General features: G+C 66.4%; 22 protein-coding genes and 1 pseudogene. 11 read left to right on the forward strand and 12 right to left on the reverse strand.

Features of this window, described 5'->3' with window-relative positions:
• Nucleotides 1-303 precede the first annotated feature (303 nt).
• The gene (locus tag ACG3SL_RS19390) at nt 304-2,592 is read left to right on the forward strand and encodes a CDC48 family AAA ATPase (protein WP_448662793.1); all 2,289 of its coding nucleotides are present in this window, start codon (nt 304-306) and stop codon (nt 2,590-2,592) included.
• Here ACG3SL_RS19390 and ACG3SL_RS19395 read toward each other — a convergent pair.
• Nucleotides 2,543-3,805, reverse strand: coding sequence for an MFS transporter (locus ACG3SL_RS19395; RefSeq protein WP_448665177.1), 1,263 nt, complete (start codon nt 3,803-3,805; stop codon nt 2,543-2,545). The genes ACG3SL_RS19390 and ACG3SL_RS19395 overlap by 50 nt on opposite strands.
• Before the next feature lie 44 nt (nt 3,806-3,849).
• Nucleotides 3,850-4,173 (reverse strand): antibiotic biosynthesis monooxygenase family protein, encoded by a 324-nt coding sequence (locus ACG3SL_RS19400; protein WP_448665178.1) that lies wholly within the window; start codon nt 4,171-4,173, stop codon nt 3,850-3,852.
• A 53-nt stretch (nt 4,174-4,226) separates the two neighbouring features.
• On the opposite strand from ACG3SL_RS19400, the gene ACG3SL_RS19405 reads away from it, so the two are divergent.
• Nucleotides 4,227-4,979 carry a sulfite exporter TauE/SafE family protein gene (locus tag ACG3SL_RS19405; RefSeq protein WP_448662794.1) on the forward strand — a complete coding sequence of 251 codons (753 nt, stop codon included), beginning with the start codon at nt 4,227-4,229 and terminating at the stop codon, nt 4,977-4,979.
• Between the two features lie 150 nt (nt 4,980-5,129).
• Here ACG3SL_RS19405 and pheT read toward each other — a convergent pair whose 3' ends face one another.
• The 7 genes from pheT to rpmI form a co-directional block, all read right to left on the reverse strand.
• Nucleotides 5,130-7,553, reverse strand: coding sequence for a phenylalanine--tRNA ligase subunit beta (gene pheT, locus ACG3SL_RS19410; RefSeq protein WP_448662795.1), 2,424 nt, complete (start codon nt 7,551-7,553; stop codon nt 5,130-5,132).
• On the reverse strand, nt 7,550-8,635 hold the full coding sequence (gene pheS / locus ACG3SL_RS19415) for a phenylalanine--tRNA ligase subunit alpha (RefSeq protein ID WP_448662796.1): 1,086 nt from the start codon (nt 8,633-8,635) through the stop codon (nt 7,550-7,552). The genes pheT and pheS overlap by 4 nt, the downstream gene beginning before the upstream one ends.
• Nucleotides 8,636-8,638: 3 nt before the next feature.
• Nucleotides 8,639-8,968: a GIY-YIG nuclease family protein gene (locus ACG3SL_RS19420; RefSeq protein WP_448662797.1), complete on the reverse strand. Its 330-nt coding sequence runs from the start codon at nt 8,966-8,968 to the stop codon at nt 8,639-8,641.
• A 65-nt stretch (nt 8,969-9,033) separates the two neighbouring features.
• A complete protein-coding gene (locus ACG3SL_RS19425) occupies nt 9,034-10,035 on the reverse strand; it encodes an IS30 family transposase (protein WP_448661285.1) in 1,002 nt (333 codons plus the stop codon).
• A 143-nt stretch (nt 10,036-10,178) separates the two neighbouring features.
• The gene (locus ACG3SL_RS19430; protein WP_448665179.1) at nt 10,179-10,796 is read right to left on the reverse strand and encodes a LysE family translocator; all 618 of its coding nucleotides are present in this window, start codon (nt 10,794-10,796) and stop codon (nt 10,179-10,181) included.
• Between the two features lie 90 nt (nt 10,797-10,886).
• Entirely contained in the window at nt 10,887-11,252 is a 366-nt protein-coding gene (rplT, locus tag ACG3SL_RS19435; protein WP_448662798.1) for a 50S ribosomal protein L20, read from the reverse strand.
• Nucleotides 11,253-11,265: 13 nt separating this feature from the next.
• Nucleotides 11,266-11,469 (reverse strand): 50S ribosomal protein L35, encoded by a 204-nt coding sequence (gene rpmI / locus ACG3SL_RS19440; RefSeq protein WP_044334398.1) that lies wholly within the window; start codon nt 11,467-11,469, stop codon nt 11,266-11,268.
• A 189-nt stretch (nt 11,470-11,658) separates the two neighbouring features.
• Between rpmI and ACG3SL_RS19445 the strand changes: the two genes are divergently transcribed.
• From ACG3SL_RS19445 to ACG3SL_RS19460, 4 genes and pseudogenes are all read left to right on the forward strand, one after another.
• Nucleotides 11,659-13,785 (forward strand): AsmA family protein, encoded by a 2,127-nt coding sequence (locus tag ACG3SL_RS19445; protein ID WP_448662799.1) that lies wholly within the window; start codon nt 11,659-11,661, stop codon nt 13,783-13,785.
• Between the two features lie 689 nt (nt 13,786-14,474).
• A complete protein-coding gene (locus ACG3SL_RS19450) occupies nt 14,475-14,765 on the forward strand; it encodes a transposase (protein ID WP_448665180.1) in 291 nt (96 codons plus the stop codon).
• Nucleotides 14,663-15,112, forward strand: a pseudogene (locus ACG3SL_RS19455) (IS5 family transposase); the annotation flags it as partial. The gene ACG3SL_RS19450 and the pseudogene ACG3SL_RS19455, both read left to right, overlap by 103 nt.
• A gap of 42 nt (nt 15,113-15,154) precedes the next feature.
• Nucleotides 15,155-15,634, forward strand: coding sequence for a hypothetical protein (locus ACG3SL_RS19460; protein WP_448662800.1), 480 nt, complete (start codon nt 15,155-15,157; stop codon nt 15,632-15,634).
• Between the two features lie 62 nt (nt 15,635-15,696).
• Here ACG3SL_RS19460 and hisN read toward each other — a convergent pair whose 3' ends face one another.
• Nucleotides 15,697-16,479, reverse strand: coding sequence for a histidinol-phosphatase (gene hisN / locus ACG3SL_RS19465; RefSeq protein WP_448662801.1), 783 nt, complete (start codon nt 16,477-16,479; stop codon nt 15,697-15,699).
• Between the two features lie 87 nt (nt 16,480-16,566).
• Here hisN and ACG3SL_RS19470 point away from each other — a divergent pair, with 87 nt between their 5' ends.
• From ACG3SL_RS19470 to ACG3SL_RS19485, 4 genes are all read left to right on the forward strand, one after another.
• Nucleotides 16,567-17,637 carry a phospholipase A gene (locus ACG3SL_RS19470; protein WP_448662802.1) on the forward strand — a complete coding sequence of 357 codons (1,071 nt, stop codon included), beginning with the start codon at nt 16,567-16,569 and terminating at the stop codon, nt 17,635-17,637.
• A gap of 116 nt (nt 17,638-17,753) precedes the next feature.
• Entirely contained in the window at nt 17,754-18,299 is a 546-nt protein-coding gene (locus ACG3SL_RS19475; RefSeq protein WP_448662803.1) for a peroxiredoxin, read from the forward strand.
• A gap of 149 nt (nt 18,300-18,448) precedes the next feature.
• Nucleotides 18,449-19,480, forward strand: a complete 1,032-nt coding sequence (locus tag ACG3SL_RS19480) for a GGDEF domain-containing protein (protein WP_448662804.1) — start codon at nt 18,449-18,451, stop codon at nt 19,478-19,480.
• 505 nt (nt 19,481-19,985) lie between these two features.
• On the forward strand, nt 19,986-20,843 hold the full coding sequence (locus ACG3SL_RS19485) for an SDR family oxidoreductase (RefSeq protein ID WP_448665181.1): 858 nt from the start codon (nt 19,986-19,988) through the stop codon (nt 20,841-20,843).
• Between the two features lie 48 nt (nt 20,844-20,891).
• On the opposite strand, the gene ACG3SL_RS19490 is transcribed toward ACG3SL_RS19485, so the two are convergent.
• Nucleotides 20,892-21,512: a YbhB/YbcL family Raf kinase inhibitor-like protein gene (locus tag ACG3SL_RS19490; RefSeq protein ID WP_448662805.1), complete on the reverse strand. Its 621-nt coding sequence runs from the start codon at nt 21,510-21,512 to the stop codon at nt 20,892-20,894.
• A 58-nt stretch (nt 21,513-21,570) separates the two neighbouring features.
• The gene (locus ACG3SL_RS19495; RefSeq protein WP_448662806.1) at nt 21,571-22,242 is read right to left on the reverse strand and encodes a glutathione S-transferase family protein; all 672 of its coding nucleotides are present in this window, start codon (nt 22,240-22,242) and stop codon (nt 21,571-21,573) included.
• Nucleotides 22,243-22,391: 149 nt separating this feature from the next.
• Here ACG3SL_RS19495 and ACG3SL_RS19500 point away from each other — a divergent pair, with 149 nt between their 5' ends.
• Nucleotides 22,392-24,143, forward strand: a complete 1,752-nt coding sequence (locus ACG3SL_RS19500) for a hypothetical protein (RefSeq protein WP_448662807.1) — start codon at nt 22,392-22,394, stop codon at nt 24,141-24,143.
• Nucleotides 24,144-24,156: the final 13 nt, after the last annotated feature.

Consider the following 24,156-nt stretch of genomic DNA (forward strand, 5'->3'; position numbering starts at 1 on the left):
GTGCAGTATCTTTCTTGTGCAGTGCGGCATGGGAGCGCACGAGCCCCAACGACCCGCCTCTCCTGTGCTGTGCTATGGCACAGTATCGTTTCGCGGCAAAACGATTGCAACCCGTGCAATCACTTTACGTATATTTCGCACTTGCACAAAAGTTCGCCGCACTGCACATAGAGCAGGCCTTTCAGGCATCCTCTCCTAAAACTTTCCCGGCGGGCCCTTGTGGTCCGCCATTTTTTTTGTGCCCCTCCCGGCACTCGATCGGCGTTCCTATGTTCCCGCATTCATGCCTTTAGGGGATTTTGAATGGCCGATGACGAAACCAGAGCACGCAAGCTGCAGGTCGCGAATTCGCGACCCGAGGACAGCGGGCGCGGGCTGGCGCATATCCCGCGCGCGATGATGGGCGCGCTGGGCATCACCGAAGGCGACGTGATCGAGATTGTGGGCAAGCGCTCGACGCCTGCGCGCGCCGTGCTGCCCTATGCCGAGGACGAGGGGTTGGAGCTGCTGCGAATCGACGGGCTCCAGCGCGCGAATGCCGGCGTCGGCTCGGGCGATTTCGTCGAAGTGCGCGCAGTGCAGTCCAAGCCCGCGACTCGCGTGGTGTTCGCGCCCGCGCAGGAAAATCTGCGGCTCCAGGGCTCGGCCAGCGCGCTCCAGCGCACCTTTTACGGCCGCCCGCTCGTGGCGGGCGATGTCGTGGCAACCGCCGGGCACCAGCGCGTGGTCGATCCCAACATCCAGCGCTTCGTCAATGCGCCGGCCTATGCGCTCCAGGAAATCCGCCTTGCGGTGGTCTCGGCCGCGCCCAAGGGCGTGGTGCACATCGACGAGAATACCGAAGTCGAACTGCGCACCGAATATGAGAAGGCGGGCGACAGCCGCCGCGCCGACGTCACCTATGACGATATCGGCGGGATGGCCGGCACGATCGACCAGCTGCGCGAGATGGTCGAGTTGCCGCTGCGCTATCCCGAATTGTTCCAGCGGCTGGGCGTCGATCCGCCCAAGGGGGTGCTGCTTCACGGCCCGCCCGGCACCGGCAAGACGCGGCTGGCGCGCGCGGTGGCGAACGAGAGCGATGCCAATTTCCACCTGATCAACGGGCCGGAAATCATGGGCTCGGCCTATGGCGAATCGGAAAAGCGGCTGCGCGACGTGTTCGAGGCGGCGGCAAAGGATGCGCCGTCGATCGTGTTCATCGACGAAATCGATTCGATCGCGCCCAAGCGCGGGCAGGTGTCGGGCGAGGCCGAGAAGCGGCTCGTCGCGCAGCTGCTGACGCTGATGGACGGGCTGGAGGCGCGCGCGAACATCGTCGTGATCGCGGCGACCAACCGCCCCGAGGCGATCGACGAGGCGCTGCGGCGTCCGGGCCGGTTCGACCGCGAGATCGTGGTCGGCGTGCCCGACGATCGCGGGCGGCGCGAGATCCTGGGCATACACACCCGCGGCATGCCGCTGGGCGATGATGTCGACCTTCAGGAACTGGCGCGGACCACGTACGGCTTTGTCGGCGCCGATCTCGCGGCGCTGACGCGCGAGGCGGCGATCGAGGCGGTGCGGCGGCTGATGCCCCGGCTCAACCTGGAGGATCGCAGCATCCCGCCCGAAGTGCTCGACACGCTCTCGGTCACGCGGCTCGATTTCCTCGAGGCGATCAAGCGCGTCCAGCCGAGCGCGATGCGCGAAGTGATGGTGCAGGCGCCGCAGGTCCGCTGGGAGGATGTCGGCGGGCTTGATGACGCGCAGATGCGGCTCAAGGAAGGCGTCGAGCTGCCGCTCAAGGACCCCGACGCGTTCCGCCGGCTGGGCATCCGCCCGGCGAAGGGCTTTTTGCTCTATGGCCCGCCGGGCACCGGCAAGACGCTGCTCGCCAAGGCCGTGGCGCGCGAGGCGGAGGCGAATTTCATCGCCACCAAGTCGAGCGACCTGCTGAGTAAATGGTATGGCGAGAGCGAGCAGCAGATCGCACGGCTGTTCGCCCGCGCGCGGCAGGTGGCGCCGTGCGTGATCTTCATCGACGAGCTCGATTCGCTGGTGCCGGCGCGCGGCGGCGGGATGGGCGAGCCGCAGGCGACCGAGCGCGTGGTGAACACGATCCTGGCCGAGATGGACGGGCTGGAGGAGCTGCAATCGGTGATCGTGATCGGCGCGACCAATCGCCCGAACCTGATCGACCCGGCGTTGCTGCGTCCAGGCCGGTTCGACGAGCTGGTCTATGTCGGGGTCCCCGACCAGGCCGGGCGCGAACGCATCCTGCGCATCCAGACGGGCAAGATGCCGCTGGCGAGCGATGTCGACCTGACGGCCCTGGCCGCACGGACGGTGCGCTTCACCGGTGCCGACCTGGAGGATGTGGTGCGCCGCGCCGGCCTGGTCGCTCTGCGCGAATCGCTGGCGACTCGCGAAGTCACGATGGCGCATTTCGATGCCGCGCTGAAGGAATCGCGGGCGACCGTGACGCCCGAGATGGAGGCGGAGTATCAGGCGATGTCGGGGCGGCTCAAACAGGATGCCGCCGCGATCCAGCCGATCGGCTTCATCGCGCCGGGGATGCTCCAGGCACGCGGCGGGAAGGTGATAGACTGAACCACGCATAGACAAGCAGGCAGACGAGCCAGCCGGCGGCCGTGAGATAGGGTAGCGGCCGCCACAGCTCATACAGTCCCACGCCGATCGACGGCCCGAGCACGAACGCCGCGCCGTTGATCGACGTGACCTTGCCCGCGACCGACCCCTGCGCCGCCGATCCCACCGCCAGCGACGATCCGGCGGTGAACCCCGGCCGGGCAAAGCCGAACCCGAGCGAGGCCAGCGCATAGCCCATGGCGATGCCGTACAACGACGTCGCGGTGCCGGTGGCGATGCACCCGAGCGCGCTTACCGCGACGCCAGCCAGCACCAGCGCGCGCGGCTTGAGGTCGAGAAGGGGAATGAGTCCCCATTGCGCCAGAAGCGCCGCGCCTGCGCCCATCATCAATACCAGCCCGGTGGGTTGCAACGCCTCCATCGGAGTGACGTGGAGTCGGTCTATCAGGAGGAATCCAATCGCCTGTCCGGTCATCGCCTGCGCATGGCCGACGACCAGCCCGACGATGATCCAGCCGCGGATGCGCGGATCGAAATAGCCCACCGGCTCCGACTGGTCGGCGACCGTCGCGGTCACGCTGGCGCCGGTGCCCTGCCCGCCGATCGAGGGATAGCCGACCGCGCCGCCATGCGCGGCGCGATCGTCGTCGGGCAGCAGCCGGGCGACGGCGATCCAGACGACGAGCCCGAACGCGCCGGCGAAGAAGGCGGGGCCGGCCAGCCCGATCTCCGGTCCGCCGCGCCACAAATGCCCCAGCACCAGATAGGGCGCGATAGCCGGCCCCAGGATCGTGCCCAGTCCGAAGGCGGAGGCGATCAGCGTCAGCGCGCGGGTGCGTTCGTCGCGGCTGGTGCGCCCGGCCACCAGCGCCTGCACCGCCGGCGGCGCGGCGGCGCCGAAAATGCCGTAGATCATCCGCCCGAGGATAAAGGCAATGAACGTGGCCAGCGGCGCGAGCACGCCGTTGATGCCCAGTGCCAGGAACAGGCCGCACAGGAACAGCGAGACGGTGAACCCCGCGACGCCCAGCAACACCATTGCGCGGCGCCCGTGCCGGTCCGAACGGTTCGCCCAGAACGGCGCCGCCACGACCCACAGCAGCGCCGACACCGAGAAAACCGCCGCCACCGCGCTGTCTGCCACGCCCAGCGACCGGCCGAGCGCGGGCAGCACCGATTGCAGCGCGGTATTGCCCGCCGCGATGATGAGCATGACCGTGAACAGCAGCGCAAAGGTGCGGTCCAACCCGGCGGGCTTCACGATGCTGCCCAGTCATGGCTGCGGCCGATCGTCGCGACATACAGGCGATACCAGCGATACCAGCGCCCGCGCCCGGCTTCGCGCACGGCGGCATGTTCGGGGTGGCGGCGCCACGCGACGGCGCTCGCCTCGTCTGCCCAATAGCTGACCGTGATGCCGACGCCGTCCGCTTCGCGCGCCGAATCGACTCCGCAATAGCCCGGCTGCTGCGCGGCAAGCGCCGCCATCCGGGTTGCGGCGTCCGCATAGCCCTGCGCGTCTTCGTCGGTCCGTTCGGACACGAAGATCACGGCGACCTGCCCCTCGCGGTTGCTCTCCATGGTGCGGACGATAGGCACTTTGGTCCGATGCGCAAACCGGGTAGCGGGGGGCGATGATCCTCGACTGGCATTTCTACGCGCTCGCCATCCCCGCCGTGATCCTGGTCGGGCTGGCCAAGGGCGGTTTCGCAGGGATGGGCGCGCTGTCGATGCCGATGCTCGCCTTCGCGGTCGATCCGGTGCGGGCGGCGGCGATTTTGTTGCCCATCCTGATCGCGCAGGACGTGGTGGGGGTATGGGCGTTCCGGCGCAGCGTCGACTGGCGGCTGCTCGGCTGGATGGTGCCGGGCGCCGTGCTGGGGATCTGGCTCGGCTATCGCTTCGCCGCCACCGTGTCGCCGATGGCCGTGATGGCGGCAGTGGGCGCGATTTCGGTGCTGTTCGGCAGCTACCGCCTATGGGCGTCGCGCCATGCGGCTGCGCCGGCGGGGGCAGGGCGCTGGCCCGAATGGGTGGGCGCGCTGTTCGGCGTCGCCTCAGGCTTTACCAGCCAGATCGCCCATGCCGGCCAGCCGCCGTTCCAGCTCTGGGTCCTGCCGCGCAACCTGCCGCGCGACGTGCTGGTCGGCACGACGGCGGTGTTCTTCGCCGCGATCAACTGGATCAAGGTGCCGGCCTATGCGGCGCTGGGCCAGTTCACCGCGGCGAACCTGCTGACGTCGGCGGCGCTGCTGCCGCTTGCCATCCTGTCGACCCTGGCGGGGGTATGGCTGGTCCGCCGGGTATCGCCCGCCCGCTTCTACCGCGCCATCTATTGGCTGATGGTCGCGGTAGGGCTGGGGCTGATCTGGGAAGCGCTGGGCTGAGGCCAGGGCCGCTCCCCAGATCGCATCCCCAATGCGCCGTCGCCCTGAACTTGTTTCAGGGCCCAACCCGCCACGGGCGAATGCGGTACTTTCGGCACGCTGGATGCTGAACCAAGTTCAGCAGGCCGGGGAAACAGGAGACTAACCGGCTCAGCCGCGCAGCGTGGCCCCCAGCTTCGCCGCCGCCGCGACGACCTTGTCGGCCACGGCCTTGAGGTCGGCATCGGTGAAGCTCTTTTCGCCCGGTTGCAGCGTCACTTCGATGGCGAGGCTCTTCTGCCCCTCCGGCACGCCCTGGCCGGTGAAGACGTCGAACAGCCGGGCATCGACGATCGTGCCCTTCTCCGCCCCCTTTACGGTGCGCACCAGATCACCGCCTGCCAGCGCCACCGGCACCAGGAAGGCGAAGTCGCGCGTCACCGCCTGCAGCGCAGGCGGCGTGAAGGCCGGGCGGGTGAAGCCGGTCGCCTTCTTGGCCGGCAGCGCGTCGAGATGGATCTCCACCGCCGCCACCGCGCCGTCGAGGTCGAACGCCTTGAGCACGCTCGGGTGGACGATGCCGAAGCTGGCGAGGATGTTCTTGGGCCCCAGCCGCAGCGTCGCCGACTGGCCAGGATGGTAGGCGGCACCCGCCTCCCCCATCACCTGCAGGTTGGCGACCGGCGCGCCGGCAGTCTCGAGCAGCGCCAGCGCCTCGGCCTTGGCGTCGAACGCGGTGAACGGCTGGGCCTTGCCGCCCTGCCAGCCGCGTGGGGCCTTGGCGCCCGCCAGCACCACGCCGAGCGTCAGCCGCTCCTTGTCTGCCAGATAGCGGCGGCCGACCTCGAACAGGCGGACGCTGGTGGCGCCGCGCTTGAGGTTACGCTCCGCCGCCGCCAGCAGGCCGGGCAGCAGCGAGGGGCGCATGACCTTCATGTCCTCGCTGATCGGGTTGGCGAGCGTCCAGGCGCCACCGCCGAAGACTTCAGCTTGCGACTCGGGGAGGAAGCTCCAGGTGATCGCCTCGTTGAGCCCGCGCGCAGCCGCCGTGCGGCGCATCCGGCGCTCGAGCCTCTGCTCGGGCGTGGCGGTGGGCGTCGCGACACCGGGCGTGCGCGGCAGCGGCACCGAGGGCACGTTGTCGATGCCGGCGATGCGGATCACTTCCTCGACGATGTCCGCCGGACCGTCGATGTCTCGGCGCCAGCTCGGCGCGGTGACTCGGAGCGCGTCGAAGCCCTCGCCCAGCTCCACCGGGTCGCCATTGCCGTCGAGCGGCTGGGCGGTGAAGCCCAGGCTTTCCAGGATTTCCACCTGCTGCGCCGCGGGAACGGCAAGGCCGCCCAGCGTCTCGGCCATCGCCGGATCATAGCCGACGGCCGCGCCCACCTTGGGCGGGGTGCCGCTGCGGGTGACGTCGCTCGGGGTGCCGCCGCACAGCGCCAGCACCAGCCGGGTGGCGATCGCCAGCCCCTCGTCGAGGAATTCGGGATCGACACCGCGCTCGAAGCGGGTACGCGCATCGCTGGTCAGCAGCAGCTTCTGGCCGGTGCGGGCGATATGCTCGGGATCGAAATAAGCGCATTCGATCAGCACGTCGGTCGTGTCGTCCGAACAGCCCGAATGCTCGCCACCCATGATGCCGCCAATGTCGTGCACCGCCGCATCATCGGCGATCACGGTCATCGTGTCGGTGAGCGTATAGGTCTTGCCGTTGAGCGCCAGCACGGTCTCGCCGTACTTGGCCTTGCGCGCGACCAGCCCGCCCGAGAGCTTCGCCATGTCATACACATGGAGCGGACGGCCCAGCCCGAACATCACGAAGTTGGTGATGTCGACCAGCGCGGAAATCGGCTTCTGCCCCACCGCCTTGAGGCGCTGCTGCAGCCAGTCCGGCGAGGGGCCGTTCTTCACGCCGCGCACGATCTGGCCGTAGAAGGCCGGGCAGCCTGCCGCATCGTCCGTGCGCACGTCGGGGCCTGCGCCCTGCGGGCTGATCGCGGGGAGCCCCGCCACGACCACGTCGAGCGGCTTGAGCGTGCCGAGGCCCGCTGCTGCCAGATCGCGGGCGATGCCGCGCACGCCCATGCAATCCTGGCGGTTCGGCGTGATCGACACGTCGATCACCGGATCGTTCAGCCCCGCATAGTCCGCGAACGCCGTCCCTATAGCCGCGTCCTCGGGCAGCTCGATGATGCCGTCATGGTCCTCGCCCAGCTCCAGCTCGCGGGTCGAGCACATCATGCCGTTCGATTCGATGCCGCGCACCGCCGCGACCTTCAGCGTCATGCCGTTGGCCGGCACCACCGCGCCGGGAAGTCCCAGCACGCCGACCAGCCCCGCACGCGCGTTCGGCGCGCCGCAGACGACCTGCAATGGGCCCTCGCCGAAGTCGACGCTCAGCACCTGCAGCTTGTCGGCCTGCGGATGGCGCTCGGCGGTCAGCACGCGGGCGACGCGGAAGCCGGTCAGCCGCTCGGCGGGGTTCTCGACGCCCTCGACTTCGAGGCCGACACGGGTCAGCGCCTCGAGAATCTCGGTCAGCGAGGCTTCGGTTTCCAGATGCTCCTTGAGCCAGCTCAGGGTGAACTTCATGCGCCGACTCCCCCGCTCAGCGTGGGCACGTCGAGCGCCGAGAAGCCATAATGCTTGAGCCAGCGCAGATCGCCGTCGAAGAAGGGGCGCAAATCGTCCATCCCATATTTGAGCATCGCCAGCCGATCGACGCCGGTGCCGAAGGCGAAGCCCTGCCATTCCTCGGGATCGAGCCCGCAGGCCTCGATCACCCGCCGGTGCACCATGCCGCTGCCCAGCACTTCCATCCAGCCGCCGCCGGGCGCGTCGCCGCTGCCGCCGATGACGCGCTTGCCGTCCTTCCAGGTGAAGCCGACATCGACTTCGGCCGAAGGCTCGGTGAAGGGGAAATAGCTGGGGCGCAGGCGCAGCACGATGTCGTCGCGCTCGAAGAACGCCTTGAGGAAGGTCTCCAGCGTCCATTTCAGGTGGCCAAGCGTGATGCCCTTGTCGATCACCAGGCCTTCGATCTGGTGGAACATCGGCGTGTGGGTCGCATCGGAATCCGACCGATAGACGCGGCCCGGCGCGATGATGCGGATCGGGGGCTTCTGGCTGGTCATCGTGCGAATCTGCACGGGGCTGGTGTGCGTGCGCAGCACCATCGGCCGTTCATGCTCGCCGGCGAGGTAGAAGGTATCGTGCATCGCGCGCGCCGGATGCGTCTCCGGGATGTTGAGCGCGGTGAAATTGTGCCAGTCGTCCTCGACCTCGGGCCCGGTGGCGACTGCGAAGCCCAGATCGGCGAAGATCTCGGCCAGCTCGTCCATCACCTGGCTGACCGGGTGGACCGAGCCGGGGGCGACGCCGTCGACCGGCAGCGTCATGTCCACCGTCTCGCTGGCGAGGCGCGCGTCGAGCGCAGCCTGCTCCAGCCCGGCCTTGGCGGTCGCGATGGCTTCGGTGACGGCCTCGCGGCGCGCATGAATCGCCGGGGCAACCGCCTGCCGCTCCTCGGGGCTCAGCTTGCCCAGCGTCTTCAGCTCGGCGGTGATGACACCGGCCTTGCCGAGCATCTCGACGCGAATGTCTTCCAGCGCGGCAAGCGTCTCGCACTGCCGGATACGGTTGAGGATCGCTTCTTGCGGGTCCAGCTCTGCCACAATTTACTCCGTCATCCCCGCGGAGGCGGGGATCCATGTTCCAGTCGGTTGCAGGGGCTCGAACCCCAGTCCCGTTGCAAGGTCAACCCATTCCGGGTTCGAACGCTCAATCAGGTTGAGCTTCCAGTCCCGATTCCACTTCTTGATCCGCTTCTCACGCTGGATCGCGGCGCTCATATCCTCGTGCACTTCGTACCAGACCAGGCGGGCGATATCGTGTTTGGCCGTGAAGCCAGGCGTCAGCTTCTCGCGATGCTGATAAAGGCGCCCCAGCAGGTTCGAGGTCACACCCGTATAAAGGGTGCCATGCCGCCGGCTTGCCAGGATGTACACGCAAGGTTGCTTGTCCACGCCCCATCCCCTCCGTTCGTCATCCCAGCGAAGGCTGGGATGTGGACTCACGGTTGAAGTGCACCGGTTGAGATTTTGGAGAATGCCTCGGCGGGTGTGAGGAAGCCAAGGCATTTTCTGGGGATGTTGTTGAGCCGGTCGGCACAGGCACGGAGTTGTCTGTGGCTGACGGTGTCGAGGTCAGTTTTGCGAGGCAGGCTTCGGCGCAGTCGGCCGATGGTGTTTTCGACACCGCCCTTTTGCCATGGGGCTCGGACATCGCAGAAGAAGGTCTGGATGCCGAGACTGTCGTGAAGGCGGTGATGTTCGGCGAACTCGGTGCCGTTGTCGAAGCTGATGGTCCTGCGCAGATCCTGGGGGATATGGCGCAGTCTGCGGGTGATCCGGCGTGCGGTCAGCTCGGCTCTGCGGTGGGGAGGCTTGTCGAGGATGGTGTAGCGTGTGTGGCGCTCGTGCAAGACGAGGACATTGTGCCCATATCGGGCGAACAGCATATAGTCTGCTTCCCAATGGCCCGGCTGTGCGCGATCCCGGGCTTCGAGGGGGCGTTCGCCGATCGGCCTGCGCTGTTTGATGAAGCTGGCCGGGCTTCCGCCCTGGCGGCCATAGCGGCCGCGCCTTGCCTTGCAGCGGGGCAGAAGGCGGTGCCAGTAGTCCTTCTGGGCCGAGCGATGATAGACGTATCGATAGATTGACTCGTGGCTGACCATGGTGCGACCGTGCTCAAGCGCCAGTCGGCCGGCGATCTGTTCGGGAGAGCATCCCATCGCAAGGCCGTTCTTCACGATATCTCGCAGGTCCGGCTGGCGCGCCAGCTTGAAACGGCCGTCCCATCGTCGTCGTCTGATCGCGAGCCTATGGGCACGCCCGGGCGCATAGCCGCCGGGCCAGACCTTGGTCGGCTTGCTATTGCGCCTGAGTTCCCGACCGACCGTCGTGTGATCACGCCCGATCGCGGTGGCAATCTGTCGGCAAGATATACCGCCCTCATGAAGGCGGCATATCTCGATCCGCTCGTCGAGGCTGAGCTGCCTGTAATGTCGTCCCATCGCGCAATCACCTTAGCAGGTGGTGCACTTGTTCCGTGAGTCCGGGGGATCCATTGCCCGTGCCGATTCAGCAGACGCCGCACCCGATGAGTCAATGGATTCCCGCCTTCGCGGGAATGACGCCGTGGGGTTTGGTCTTCGCGTTAAGCCCGGCTGCCGAGCAGCGCGGCGCCGAAGGCGACGAACACGCCGCCCGTCACCCGGTTGAACATCCGCTGGCGGGCCGCCGGTGCCAGCCATGCCGCCAGCGATCGGCCGCCCAGCGCATAGACCGAGAACCAGAATGCCTCGATCACCGCGAAGGTTAGAATCAGGATCGCCAGCTGCGGCAGGAACGGGCGGTTGACGTCGAGGAACTGCGGGAACAGCGCGGCGGCGAAGACGATCAGCTTGGGGTTGGACAGCCCCGTGCCGAGCCCGGTGAAATAGCGCGCGCGCACCGACTGGCGCGCCGGTACCGGTGCATCGGCATGCGCCTCCCCCACCGGCGCGCGCCACGCCTTGATGCCCAGCCAAACGAGATAGGCGACACCGGCATAGCGCAGCACGTCGTACAAGCCCGGCGACGCCTTGAGCAGCGCCCCCAGCCCCGCCGCCGACGCGATCAGGCAGAACATGTTCGCGCTCATCAGCCCCGCGGTGGTCGGCAGCACGCTGCGCGCGCCCTCGCGGATGCTCTGCACCATCACGTGGAGCATGTTCGGTCCCGGCGTCATCGACACGAAAAACACGGCGGTGACGTAGAGCCACCAGGTCTTCATCGCCACGGGAAACCCCTCCCCCGGTTGAAATGAAAAAGGGCGCCGAAGCCGCAGCCTCGACGCCCCAATTTCAGCTTGCGCGCAGTCCGCTCAGGCGGCCTGGGGCAGTGCCGCCTTCGCCTGCGCGATGATGGCGCTAAATGCTGCGCCCTCGTGCATAGCGATGTCGGCCAGGACCTTCCGGTCCAGTTCGATGCCCGCCAGCTTCAGGCCGTGCATGAACTGCGAATAGGTCAGACCCTCGGCGCGGACGCCGGCGTTGATGCGCTGGATCCACAGGCCGCGGAACGTGCGCTTCTTAACCTTGCGGTCGCGATAGGCGTACTGGCCGGCCTTTTCGACGGCCTGGCGTGCGATACGGATGGTGTTCTTGCGACGGCCATAATAGCCCTTCGCCTGCACCAAAATACGCTTGTGCTTCGCCTTGGTGGTCGTGCCACGCTTTACTCGTGCCATCTAGCGGCCCTCCTTACTTCAGGCCGTAGGGCGCCCACTGGCGCACATGGGCAACATCGGCATCGGCGAGCACGCTGGTGCCGCGATTCTGGCGGATATACTTCGCGTTGTGCGAAATCAGTCGGTGGCGCTTGCCGGCGACTCCATGCTTCACCTTGCCAGTGGCGGTGAACTTGAAGCGCTTCTTCACGCCGCTCTTCGTCTTGAGCTTGGGCATTTTCGTCTCCTTATGGTTCGACGATTGCGAACAGCCACGGCAGCCCTATTAGCCGGACGGTCCCTCGATCGCGGAAAGCGCGGCCCTTAACCGAAGCGGGGCCGGCTGGCAACCCGGCTGGGCGATCGCGCCGCCGCTCGATCCACCGCACACGCCGGAACCGACGCCTGCGCGATGCTTTGGAGCGCGATGGCACAGAACCCCGCGCTCCCGAACGGAAACACGGCTGCGGCGCGGCCCGCGCGCACGCTGGGCACGCCGCTGGCGAGCGCGATCGCGGTCGCGGCCACGATCCTGGGGTTGATTGTGCTGGCCTGGGCGATCCTGTTCGTCACCAAGGGGCGTTTCCTGAAAGCGCCGTTCGAGCGGATCGTCGCCGCACAGACGCACCGGGACGTGAAGGTCGCGGGCGATTTCCAGCTCTATTTCGCGCCGTTCGACGTGAAATTCGTGGCGGAAGGGCTCAGCATCGCCAACCCGGCATGGGCCGGGGCCGGCAATTTCCTGTCGGCGGCGCGCATCGATGCCCGCATCTCGACCTGGAGCCTGGTGACGGGCAACCGCCGGGTGAACTGGCTGGGGCTGCGCGATGGCCGACTCGATCTGCAATGGGACAAGGCCCATCGGCGCAACAGCTGGACTTTCAGCGAGGAAAAGGGCGAGCCGCTGGACCTGCCGGTGATCCGCCGCGCCCTCATCCAGGGCACGATGGTCCGCTATGTCGATCCGCGCATGCAGGTGCAGGCCGCGATCCGTGTCCACACCGTCGAGGCGAAGGATACGCGCTTCGCCAGCAGCATCGGCTTCGACGGCAACGGCACCGCGCGCGGCACGCCCTTTTCGCTGTCCGGCGCGCTGCTGACGCCGAACGCGACGATCACCGGCGGCCAGAACCAGCTACGCTTGCGCGCCCAGGGCGTTCGCACGCGAGTCGACGTGGCCGGCACGCTGCCCGGCGCGACCGAGATCGAAGGCGCCAGGCTGCGTGTAGACGCGCGCGGCCAGAACCTTGCCGATATCTTCGCGGTCGCCGGAGTCGCGGTGCCCGATACGCGCCGCTACCGGCTGACCTCGGCGCTGACCAAGGTCGGGCAGGAATGGCGCTTCACGGGGCTGCGCGGCACCGTGGGCGAGAGCGACCTTGCCGGCAGCCTCACCGTCGCGCTGGGGCAGCCCAGGCTGATGCTGACGGCGGCGCTGGAGACGCGTACGCTCGACATCGTCGATGCCGGCCCGTTCATCGGCTATGACCCCGCCCGGCTGGAGGCGCAGGGCGCCGCCGGTGCGATCACGCAAGTCGGCGGCACGCCCCGGCTGCTCCCCGATGCACCGCTGCGCGTCGAGGCGCTGCGCAATTTCGACGCCAAGCTGACGTGGAACGTCCGCAACGTGCGCGCCGACAATCTGCCGGTGTCGAACATCAAGCTGGGGCTCGACCTCGACAACATGCTGCTCAAGCTCAGCCCGCTAAACTTCAGCCTCGCGCGCGGCACCGTCCAGTCCGACATCATCATAAATGCGCGGAAACAGCCCGTCTTCACCTCCTATGACATAAGGCTGTCGCCGACGCCGATCGGCGTGCTGCTCGCCGGGTTCGGGCTGGAGGAATCGGGCACCACGGGAACGCTCAAGGCGCGCGTCCAGCTGACCGGCAGCGGCAACAGCGTGCACGATTCGCTGGCGAACGCGAATGGCCGCATCGCGATCATCCTGCCCAAGGGACAGTTCTGGACCCGCAACGTCCAGCTGTCCGAACTCGACATCGGCACCTTCGTGCAAAAGATGTTCGAACAGAAGCTGAAGGAGCCGGTGCAGATCAATTGCGGGCTGATCGGCTTTTCGGTGCGAAACGGCATTGCCGCCGCCGATCCGATCCTGATCGATACGCAGAAGAACGTGATGCTGGGCCGCGGCGGATTCAGCTTCAAGAACGAGACGCTGGACCTCGCCTTCCGTGCGGACAGCAAGAAGTTCAGCCTGTTCGCCGGCCAGTCGCCGATGGGGATCGGCGGCTATTTCGCGAAGCCAAAGATCGACGTGGTCTCGGGTGACCTGCTGGCGCGCGCGGGCGCCGGCCTGGCGCTGGCGGCCACCGCGACGCCGCTCGGCGCGATCATCGCCTTTGTCGATGTGGGCGACGCCAAGGCCGCCGATTGCGGCCCGGTGCTGGCCGGCGCATCGGCGCGGGCGCAGCGCACCACCAAGGGCAAGCCGCGCGACGATGTGGGCAAGGGCACCACCGCCAAGTCGGAAAGCGGCAAGCCCGCCGCTGGTGAGCGCAAGGAGCAGCGCAAGAAATTCCTGGGGATTTTCTGAGCGGCCGGGCCGGGCTCGTAAAGTGAAGCTTGCCCACTAGGCGTGGACAAATTTCCTAGAGGCGGGCTTTCCAAGTATCTTCGGGATATTTGATGATTTGTCGCCGCCATAACCAGACGGCGAAAGCGAACATGATTGCTCCGTTCGCTATACCTGCGCCCCATCCCTTCTGCTGACCATGAAAATAGGCCACCAGAATACTGCCAATGGCCGGAGCAGATAGAGCGAGCCAATCCCGTCGGGTCACTTTCCTCATTGGGCGTAACCTATCGCGAAGTGACCAGAAAAACACCGATTTCTGTAAGGTGTCTGGGAACGTGATTGACGCGGTGGCCAGCCCTTGATCCAAGCCTGCTTTTTTGAGGCAGGTTTGAGCCGGGGCGATCTCACCGAAGCGGAATGGCGGATTTTGAAGGGATTGTGTTGAAAAACTCTGTCATCGGCTGACCGACAGCGATGGAGCGCAACATAAGTTCGCATAGATTGGGTAACGAGTTATTAATACGTAACTGGCGAGGCTTTACAGCATCTATATTTCAGTGCTGACCACTGTGATCGGCCCACCAGGAGTTTTTCAACACAATCGAAGGGCTTGTTGCCAATCGAGCCTGAAAATCGCGGTCGAGGCAAGGCGTCCCGAACAAAACCGCCCAATCATCAACGACATTCTTTGGCGTCTCCGCTGTGGAGTGCCGTGGCGGGACGTTCCGCCCAAATATGGCAGTTGGAACACCATTTATCGGCGGTTCCGACGATGGAGCGAGGCCGGGGCCTGGGAGACCGTGGCCGTGACGCTGGCCGAGATCATGGCAGACAGCGGCCACTATAGCATCGACAGCACCACAGTCCGCGCCCACGTTTCGGCAGCGGGCGGAAAAGGGGGACTCATCGACGCGCTCTTGGCCGCTCGCGGGGCGGGTTCACCAGTAAGCTTCACTGCCTGGCTGATGCCCTCGGACGACCGCTTGCTTTCATTCTAACTGGTGGCGAAGCAGCGGACTGCAAGGCGTATGATGCGCTGATCGATTTGCCCGAGCGCGGACCCGATGCCTTCCTTTCAGATAAGGGCTATGACGCCACCGCTATCCGCGCGAACCTCGCCGAAAGGACGATCAAGGCCGTCATTCCGGGCCGATCAAATCGCCGTGTGAAAATCGATTATGATCGGGCGCTCTACCGACAGCGCAGTCGCATCGAGCGCACGTTCGGCCATCTCAAGATCAATCGCGCCATCGCCACCCGCTACGACCTACTGGCCAACAGCTTCCTCGGCATGGTCCACATCGCCACCGCCAGATGTTGGCTCAAATTTGTCCACGCCGCCTAGGGCCCCGATAGCGGGCGCTGTGCCTCTGGGTTATCGTCAGGCATGTTTAGGAAGCTCATTGCAGCAATTCTGGTGATGGCGTGGAGCTTCCCGGCTTCCGCGCTCTGTACATACGACGGTGTGGATGACGCAAAAACCACTATCGCCGAGGAGTTTAGGGACTCCCGATGGGTTGTCCGCGCGCATGTCGTCTCGGTTGATTATCATTGGTCGGACGAAGATGAATCATGGGCAATCTACCGACTTAAGATTGTAAAATCGTACAAGGGCAAGCTGTCGGCACGTTTCACCTTCTTCACGTACCGCAACAGCGGTGGTTTTTATATGGATAGCGACGGTGGAGGGCCCGATCTCGAGAGGGATTATCTATTGTTTCTGACACCGCACACTTTTCCAAAGGTCCTCCCACCGTCTGCCAAGGGTGCCTTGTGGGTCAATTATAACTGCGGCCAATCAAAGGTCTGGAGCGAGGTTACAGCTGGCGAAGCTGAAGAGCTTGCCGCGCTTTCCCGACAGCGCTGAGCGACCGCCCCCCAATGTCGGCGGTTCAGTGCTCGCGCGCGGTCGTTTAGGGGTTCACGCCCTCAATGGCCGCGACAGGCCAGGATTTCCAGGATTTCCTCGATCCGCGCCGGGTCGCCGGCGGCGATCACTTCGCCCTTGCTGCCCGCATGGAGCGGATCGCCCTGCCAGTCGCACATCCGGCCACCTGCGCCCTCGACCACGGGCACCAGCGCGGCGAAATCGTGGAGCTTCAGCCCCGCCTCGACCACGATGTCCATCCAGCCGCTGGCGACGCAGCCATAGCTGTAGCAGTCGCCGCCCAGCACCGTGCTCATGACGGCGGCGTCGAGATGCTCGAACGCGTGCAGCTGGTCGTCGTCGAACAGCGCGGGCGACGTCGTGCCGAGGATCGCGCCCTTCAATTCGCGGCAGGCGCGCGTGCTGGCGGGCTTGCCGTTGAACAGCGTCGGGCGCCCCGTCACGCCCAGCCAGCGCTCGCCGATGATCGGCTGGTCGATGATGCCCAGCAGCGGCCAGCCATCCTCGATCAACGCGATCAGCGTGCCGAAGATCGGCCGCCCGGCGATGAAGGCGCGGGTGCCGTCGATCGGATCGAGCACCCATTGGCGGCCGCTGGTCCCTTCGCGCACGCCGAATTCCTCGCCGATGATGCCGTCCATCGGACGTTCGGCGACGATCAGGCGACGCATCGCCTCCTCTGCCTCGCGGTCGGCGAGCGTGACCGGGGACAGGTCCGCCTTGGCCTCCAGGCCGTGTTCGGCGCGGAAACGGGGGCGGATCGCGGCGCCGGCTGCGTCGGCGAGCCGCTCGGCAAGGGCGATATCGGTAGCGGTGACTGGCATTTCCCGCGACTAGCGGCACCGAAGCGCCTCCGCCAGCATCGAATTTTGACTCGCAAACGTCACAAACCCCTGCCAACCGTCACGGCGATGCGCGCGCCCCTTTTCCCCCCGGCCCTGACGATCGCGTGCCTGTGCGCCGCCGCGCCGGCCATGGCACAGGTGCGTGCCGTGCCGGCCCAGCCCGATTCCGAACAGGCGGCGCTGCGTGGGGTCGAGGTCTTCCTGGTCAACGAAGGCCCCGCCCCTATCCCCGCCGAGGGGCCGCGCCAGATCGAGGTGACTGCCGCCGACGGCACCCGGCTGGTGCTGGAGCGCACGCCGGGGCCGGTCGCCGTCCTTGCGCCGGGCAGCTTCGTCAAGGCGCGCTATGTGCCCGTCGGCATCGCCGGCGTGCAGGTGGCGCCCGCCGCCCAGCACGCCGCCGCCCCGACCCCGTCGGACGAGACGATCGTGCAGAGTTCCACCGGCGCCGCGTCTGTGTTCCTCGATCGCTTCGCGCCGCACGAGCCGATCTATGGCGCGTTCGGCACCGGCGATGCGGGCGGGAAGGTCCAGTTCAGCTTTGCGTTCCGCCCCTTTGCCGAGAGCGCACCGCTCAAGCTGGCCAATCTGCGCTTCGCCTATACCCAGACGATGTTCTGGGCGATCAACGAGCCCTCGGGACCGTTCCGCGCGACCAATTACAGCCCCGAAATCTATGCCGAAGTGCCGTTCGACGACTCGACGCAGGTGGCACTGGGCTGGCGCCACGATTCGAACGGCGGCGACGGGCTGCATTCGGTGGACCTCAACCGCATCTTCGCGCGGGTCGAAAAGCGGTTCGACCTGGGGGATGACTGGCGGCTCGATATTGCGCCCCAGGCGTGGTTCTATGTCGGCCATGCGGGCAACGCACGGGATGTCGCCGAGTATTTCGGCTACACGGCGCTCACTGCGGCGATCCAGCAGGCCAATGGGATCAAGCTCTCCGTCACGGCGCGCGGCAATGTCGAGACGCGGCGCGGGGCGGCCGAATTGTTCGTGTCCTATCCGCTGTCGCGGATTGGCGGGCTGGGCGTCTATCTGTTCGGCCAGGCATTTACCGGGCATGGCGAGGTGCTGAGCGACTATACGCGCCGCGATACCCATGCCCGGCTGGGCATCGCGCTGACGCGCTGACGCGCTGACCCGAGGCAACCGCGCTGGCGCGCTAGCCTTGTCCCGCAACCGCGCTGCCGCGCTAGCCTTGTCCTCCACACCGGCGTAGAATGCCACAACCACAGGAGATCGATTCCATGCGCGCACGCCTTGCCCTCGCCGCCTTTGCATTGTCGCTTGGCATGCCCGCCGCAGCGGCGCTCGCCCCCGGCGCCCAGGCGCCGATCTTTACCGCGCCCGGCGCGTCGGCCGGCCAGCCCTTTACCGTCGATCTCAAGGCCGCGCTGAAGAAGGGGCCGGTCGTGCTCTATTTCTTCCCCGCCGCCTTCACCTCGGGCTGCAACGCCGAAGCGCACGCTTTTGCCGAGGCGCTGCCCGATTTCACCGCCGCCGGCGCCACCGTGATCGGCATGACGGCAGGCAATGTCGACCAGCTCCAGAAATTCTCGGCCGAGCATTGCGCGGGCAAGTTCGCGGTCGCAGCCGCCAGCCCTGCCGTGGCAAAGGGCTATGACGTCCTGCTGAAGAAGCCGGACGGCACGCCCACCGGGATCACCAGCCGCACCAGCTTCGTCATTGCGCCGAATGGCAAGATCGTGTTCGCCCATACCGATATGAGCCCGGCGGACCATATTCGGCTGACTCTGGAAGCAGTTCGCAAGTACAAGGCGGCCCGGCGCTGACACGGCACTGCCCGTATTCGACAAAATCCGGGGATTTACTCACCGGATGTTAGCAGTTGCTCGCCTATTTCGTCGCCACGCAATTGGCGGCGATCGGGGCCGCTTCAGGCATTGGTGAACCAGTGAAGCATTTGGGGTTTTCGAGAGGAGTGCGGGCGCCACACGCCGAGGCGGATGCCGCGCGTGGCCTGTACGACCGGATCGGCGCCTTTCTGGCCGACCAGCGGCTCGACCCCGATCCGGGCAATTATGCCTTCGCCTATCATCTGCTCGCCGACCCGGAGGGTCCGCTGGCCCGCGCCGTCCACGCGCTCACCGATGGCGGGGTGCGGCTGACCCAGCGCGATATCGCGACACTGGGCGTCGAAATGCAGCCCGGCCCCGCCGCGGCGGCGCCAGCAGCAACCACGACGCAAAAGGCCCAGGGGCTGGTCGCCCGCACCCAGATGCAAGTCGAAGGCTTTGCCGACATGGTCAGCGCGATGCGCGTCGAGACCGAAGGCTTTGGCCGCGATCTGGCGGCCAGCGCCGCCGCGATTTCGCGATCGACCGGCACGGGCGGCACCGCGATCATGGTCGACGAAGTCGCGCGGATCACCGCGGCGATGCTCGCGCGGGTCCGCAGCGCCGAGGCGCGGCTGGAGACCGCGACGCGCGAGGCGAGCGAGCTGCGCAAGAAGCTGGAAGAAGCGCGGGACAATGCCCGCCGCGACCCGCTGACCGATCTGCCCAACCGCCGCGCGTTCGAGGAGGCCTATGCCGCCCAGCAGGCCAGCGGCGTCGCCGTGTGCATCGCGGTGTGCGACGTCGATCATTTCAAATCGGTCAACGACCGTTTCGGCCACGCCGTCGGCGACCGCGTGCTCAAGGCGATCGGCGAAGCGCTGACTCAGGCATGTGCCGGCCATCTCGTCGCGCGCTATGGCGGCGAGGAGTTCGCGGTGCTGTTCGCGGGCATCGACCTGGCGGCGGCCGCCGACACGCTCGACACGGCCCGCGCCACGGTGGCGACGCGCCGCTACCGGGTGCGCGAAAGCGACGCGCCGCTGGGCGAGATCACTTTCTCCGCCGGATTGACCCCGGTGCACCCCGACGACCCGTACCACGCGGCATTCCAGCGCGCCGACGGGCTATTGTACGCCGCGAAAAGCGCGGGGCGGAACTGCCTGCGCACCGGGTGACCGATAACGGACAGCCATGTCCGCTTTTGATTGGTAAAATGCGCCAACTTCCGGCGCGAATTTCACCAACTCGCCGCGCTTGAAATTGATAATCTTTGCGATTCAATTGCTTAGAAAATTGGCACGCTCCCTGCAAACTCTCTGGCATCGATCGCGAATGGTTCGCCGATCGGCTCAGGGAGTAAACATCATGACCGCACATCTCGACTCGGTACAGCGCAGCGCCGCCGCTTTCGGCGCCATCCTCTTCACCGTTGCCCTGGTCGTGCTCTCCACGCCCGTGGTTCCGATCGCATGATCGCCGCGATGGAACGCATCTCTGTCGTCCGCAGCGTGGTGCTGGGCTTTGCCGCGTTCGCCTGCACCACCACGATGGTCCTCGCCGCCGGTGCGCAGGGTTCGGCCCTTCTGGGCTGAACCCACGCCGCCCGGCGCGGCGATCGCGCGGAACTTCCGTCGTTCCGAACGGGTTCTCCTGGACGCATTATCCAAGGGAACCAAGATGATGAGCGACACCGAAGTGATCGACATGATCCACGATGACGCGCTGCCCGGCCATGAAAGCGCGCTCACCCCCAAGCCCGACTGGGCACCCCGCTATCCCGGCTCCGACCGGTTGAAAGACAAGGTCGCCGTCATCACCGGCGCCGACAGCGGCATCGGCCGCGCAGTCGCTGCGCTCTACGCCCGCGAAGGCGCCGACATCGCCATCCTGTACCTCTGCGAGCATGACGATGCCGAAAAGACTGCCCAGATCGTCCGTGGCGAAGGCCGCGAGGCACTGACCATCGCGGGTGACATCGGCGACAAGGATTTCTGCACGCGCGCCATCGCGCAAGTGATCGAGAAGTTCGGCAGGATCGACGTGCTCGTCAACAATGCCGGCGAGCAGCATCCCGACAAGGACATCACCGACATTACCGAGGAACAGCTGAAACGCACGTTCCAGACCAACATCTTCGGCATGTTCTTCCTGGTTCAGGCCGCGCGCCCGCACCTGAAATCGGGCGCGGCGATCGTCAACTGCACGTCGGTGACGATGTATCAGGGGTCGAAGGAACTGCTCGACTATAGCGCGACTAAGGGCGCGATCACGGCATTCACGCGCAGCCTGTCCGAGAATCTCGTGAGCGAAGGCATCCGGGTCAACGCCGTCGCGCCCGGCCCGATCTGGACCCCGCTCAACCCGATGGGCGGCGCGAGCCCCGAGAAGCTGGCGACCTTCGGCGAGGACACGCCGATGGGCCGCCCGGGCCAGCCGAACGAAGTGGCCCCCGCCTTCCTGTTCCTGGCGTGCGACGATGCCAGCTACATGTCGGGACAGGTGCTGCATCCCAATGGCGGGATCATCGTCAACGGGTGAAGCAGGAGCGAGCGGCTGGACCATGCGCCAGCCGCTCGATCCTGTCCTTCAGGTGGGGGCAGTCGCTCCGACCGGGCCGACCGTCGCGTCCTCTCCGCGCGAATAGGTGCCGGTCAGCAGCCCGGCGCCCAGCACATGCCCCTCCATCGCGCGCAGGATCGCGCCGCGTCCGGGATTATGCCCGGCATCGGGGCCACCGTCGGAGAGCGCGAAGAGCTGGAAGACATAGCGATGCTCGCCATGCCCGGTCGGCGGATCGGGGGGCAGCCAGCCCTCGGCCAGATAGGAGTTGCGCCCGACATCGCTGCCGCCCGCATCGCCCTCCCCGTCCGCTGCGATCGCGCCCTCGGCCAGCGTGCCGTCCTGTGGCGGCAGGTTCCACACCACGGCATGGACCAGCGGCTGCGGCGCGGGCGCGTCGGGGTCCTCGACCAGCAGCACCAGCAGCGCGGTCCCCTCGGGCACGCCGGTCCAGAACAGCGGCGGCGATATGCCCGCGCCGTCTGCCGTGAAGCGTTCGGGCAGGCGCGCGCCATCGGCGAAGGCCGGGCTGCGCAGGTCCATTGCCGTGAAGCTGCCCAGCCCCGGATGGACGATCGCCAGCTTCTCCGCCCCCGCACGCACGCTTTTCAGCGCGCTGCCGAGCCAATGGGGGATATGTTCGAGCATGGGCTTCTCCTGCAGTCTCGGCAGGACAACCCCGCGCGCGGCGGAAAGCTCCGCGCCTCTACAGGTCCAGCTTCTCGTAATCGGCAGGCGGCGGGATGCCCTCCATCCGCTCGCTCAGCAGCGGGCGGAAGCTCGGGCGGCTCTTCATGCGGATGTACCAGCCCTTGGCCTGTTCGTGGCTCTTCCAGTCGATCCCGCCCAGATAATCGGCAACCGAAATCTGCGCCGCCGCCGCCAGATCGGCGAGGCTCATCGTCGGCCCGGCCAGCCAGGTGCGGTGATCGAGCAGGAAATCGATATAGTCGAGATGCGCGACCGCCGCCTTCATCGCCTCGCGCAGCGCCTTGGCATCGGGCGCGACCTTGTGGACGATGCGCTTTATCATCCGCTCATGGAGCAGCGGCGCCGTGATCTCGCCGAAGAATTGCGTATCGAACCAGATCGTCAGCCGCCGGATCTCGGCGCGGTCGACGGCGGTGCCGTTGAGCATCGCCGCCTTGTCCACCGTCTCTTCGAAGAACTCGCAGATCACGCTCGAATCGATCAGCGCGACCCCGCGCTCGGTATCGACCATCACCGGCACCTGCCCGGTGGGGTTCAGATCGAGAAACTCGTCGCGCCGCGCCCAGGGCGATTCGCGCACCGGCTCATAGCCGACACCCTTTTCGCCCAGCAGCAGCCGGACTTTCCGGGAAAAGGGGCAGAGCGGGAAGGTATAGAGTTGCCACATGCTGGCCTGTTACCGCGCCCGCACACCCGGCGAAAGGGCAAAGCCCCCCGAAATGCCGGTCCGCCGCACCGCATGATTGACCATGGCCACGAAACATGACCTGATATGCGGATAGTATCTGCGTAGATCTCATGCGTCGGGGAAACGCCATGAAGACGAGCATGCGACTAATCCTGATCCTTTCCACTGGCTGGATCGCGCCGGCGCAGGCGCAGACGCCTGCCAATCCGGCCACCGGCAAAGTATATGACTGGTTGAACAACCGCTTTGACACGGTGGTGCAAAGTTGTCTGGCGGGGGCGACCCAGATCAAGCTCAAGCGCAACCTGCCGGGAACCGATTCGAAGGTGGTAAGCGCGGTGCCCAAGGCGTTGCAGCGCTGGGTCTCCGACAATGGCAAGACCGATTACTGGGCACTCGGCCCGCGCGACGTCAGCCGGCAGTTCGGCTATGTGTTCACTCGCGCCGATGTGGAGAGCGGCGCGTTTCCCGGCCGTGTGGAGCGCTATCTATTCGCCGAATATGACCAGCAGGCCGAACGGATGCTGCTGCGCGGCGGCGTGGGCGAGGCGGTATTCCGCCAGACCTGCGACACGGCGTTCAAGGCGGCGATCGAATCGGGCATCGAGTTTTCCGGCGGCACGATCGAAGCGGCGGGAAAGGCCACGTCGAGCGGAAAGGTGAAGAATCGAGTCGATGTCGCAGCGGGCACGTTCACCTCGCCCTTTGTCGATGCGTATCGCGCGCCCGCCAGTACCGGCGAAAGCAAGGCCTATATCGCGCTGATCTTCTGGGACTGGCGCGCGCGCGTGGGCGTGGAAGAGGCGTATCTGATCCCGCAATTCGACGGGATGGCGCTGAGCCGGTCCGAAGAGAGCGATTTCACTGCATCCGTGGAAGCGAACGCCAGCGCCAATCTGGGTTTCATCCCCTTCCTGACACTGCGCACCAAGGCGGAAGGACGCTACAGCGATTCCTCCAACTATCTGATGAAGTCGTTCGAAGTCATCACCACCGAAGCGCTGGGCCGTACCGTCGCCAGCCGGTTCGAGATGCCGGGCGAGGCAAGTCTGATTGCGATCATCGCCCAGACCACGCCACAGGTCAGCTTTGGCGACATGGGCGACATGCTGGTCGCGGGGCTGCCCAGCCTTGCCTATGTCGATGTGCCGGCGATGCCGGAAAAACTGTGCCGCGACGCCGGCATCTATGAAGCGATCGACGTATCGGCGGGCACGGTTTCAATCCGCAGCGTGGCGATGCGCCCGGACAATCGTTGCCGCTTCACCACGGCCTATACTGCCCCCAACAGCCTGACCGGCAATACGGCGGACGTCAGTTTCAAGATCCATCGCCGCGCCGCCGGGCTGCCGTCCGGCATGGCGGGATTCCATATCCCCGTCCCGACGATCCAGTTCCGCCGGCTGGACATTCCCCGGCTGGAATCGCTCGCCGCGATGCACGCGCTCTATGCGATCGAGCCCGCCGATCCGGGCGCCGAATTCCTGGTGTGGCAGACCAATGGCTGGATCTATGACAACAACCAGCTGGCCGCAGGCGTGGTGGACACCGACCTGAAGCTCGGCGACGATTGCGGCCTGCCTCTGCCCTATCCGATGCTGAAGGGTGAGATGATGCTACAGGACCGCCAGGCCGGGCGCATCGGCTTTCGCCTGACGATCCGCAGCCGCTATGCCAGCGCGGCGTCGAACGACATCCGCAACCCGCTGAATCCCAAACGCGCGTGCCGCGTCACCGGCACGCTATCCTATCACATCGGCCCCGCGATCGGCGGCCAGACCATCTCGCGCCCGCTGACCAAGGAAATCTACCTCCAGCTCCCCGACCCGGTCACCGCACAGGAAGTGCGCAACTTCACCGCAGCGCGGATGCGGCAGTGACGGGGGTGGCGGC

It is taken from the genome of Sphingomonas degradans (genome assembly GCF_053502645.1).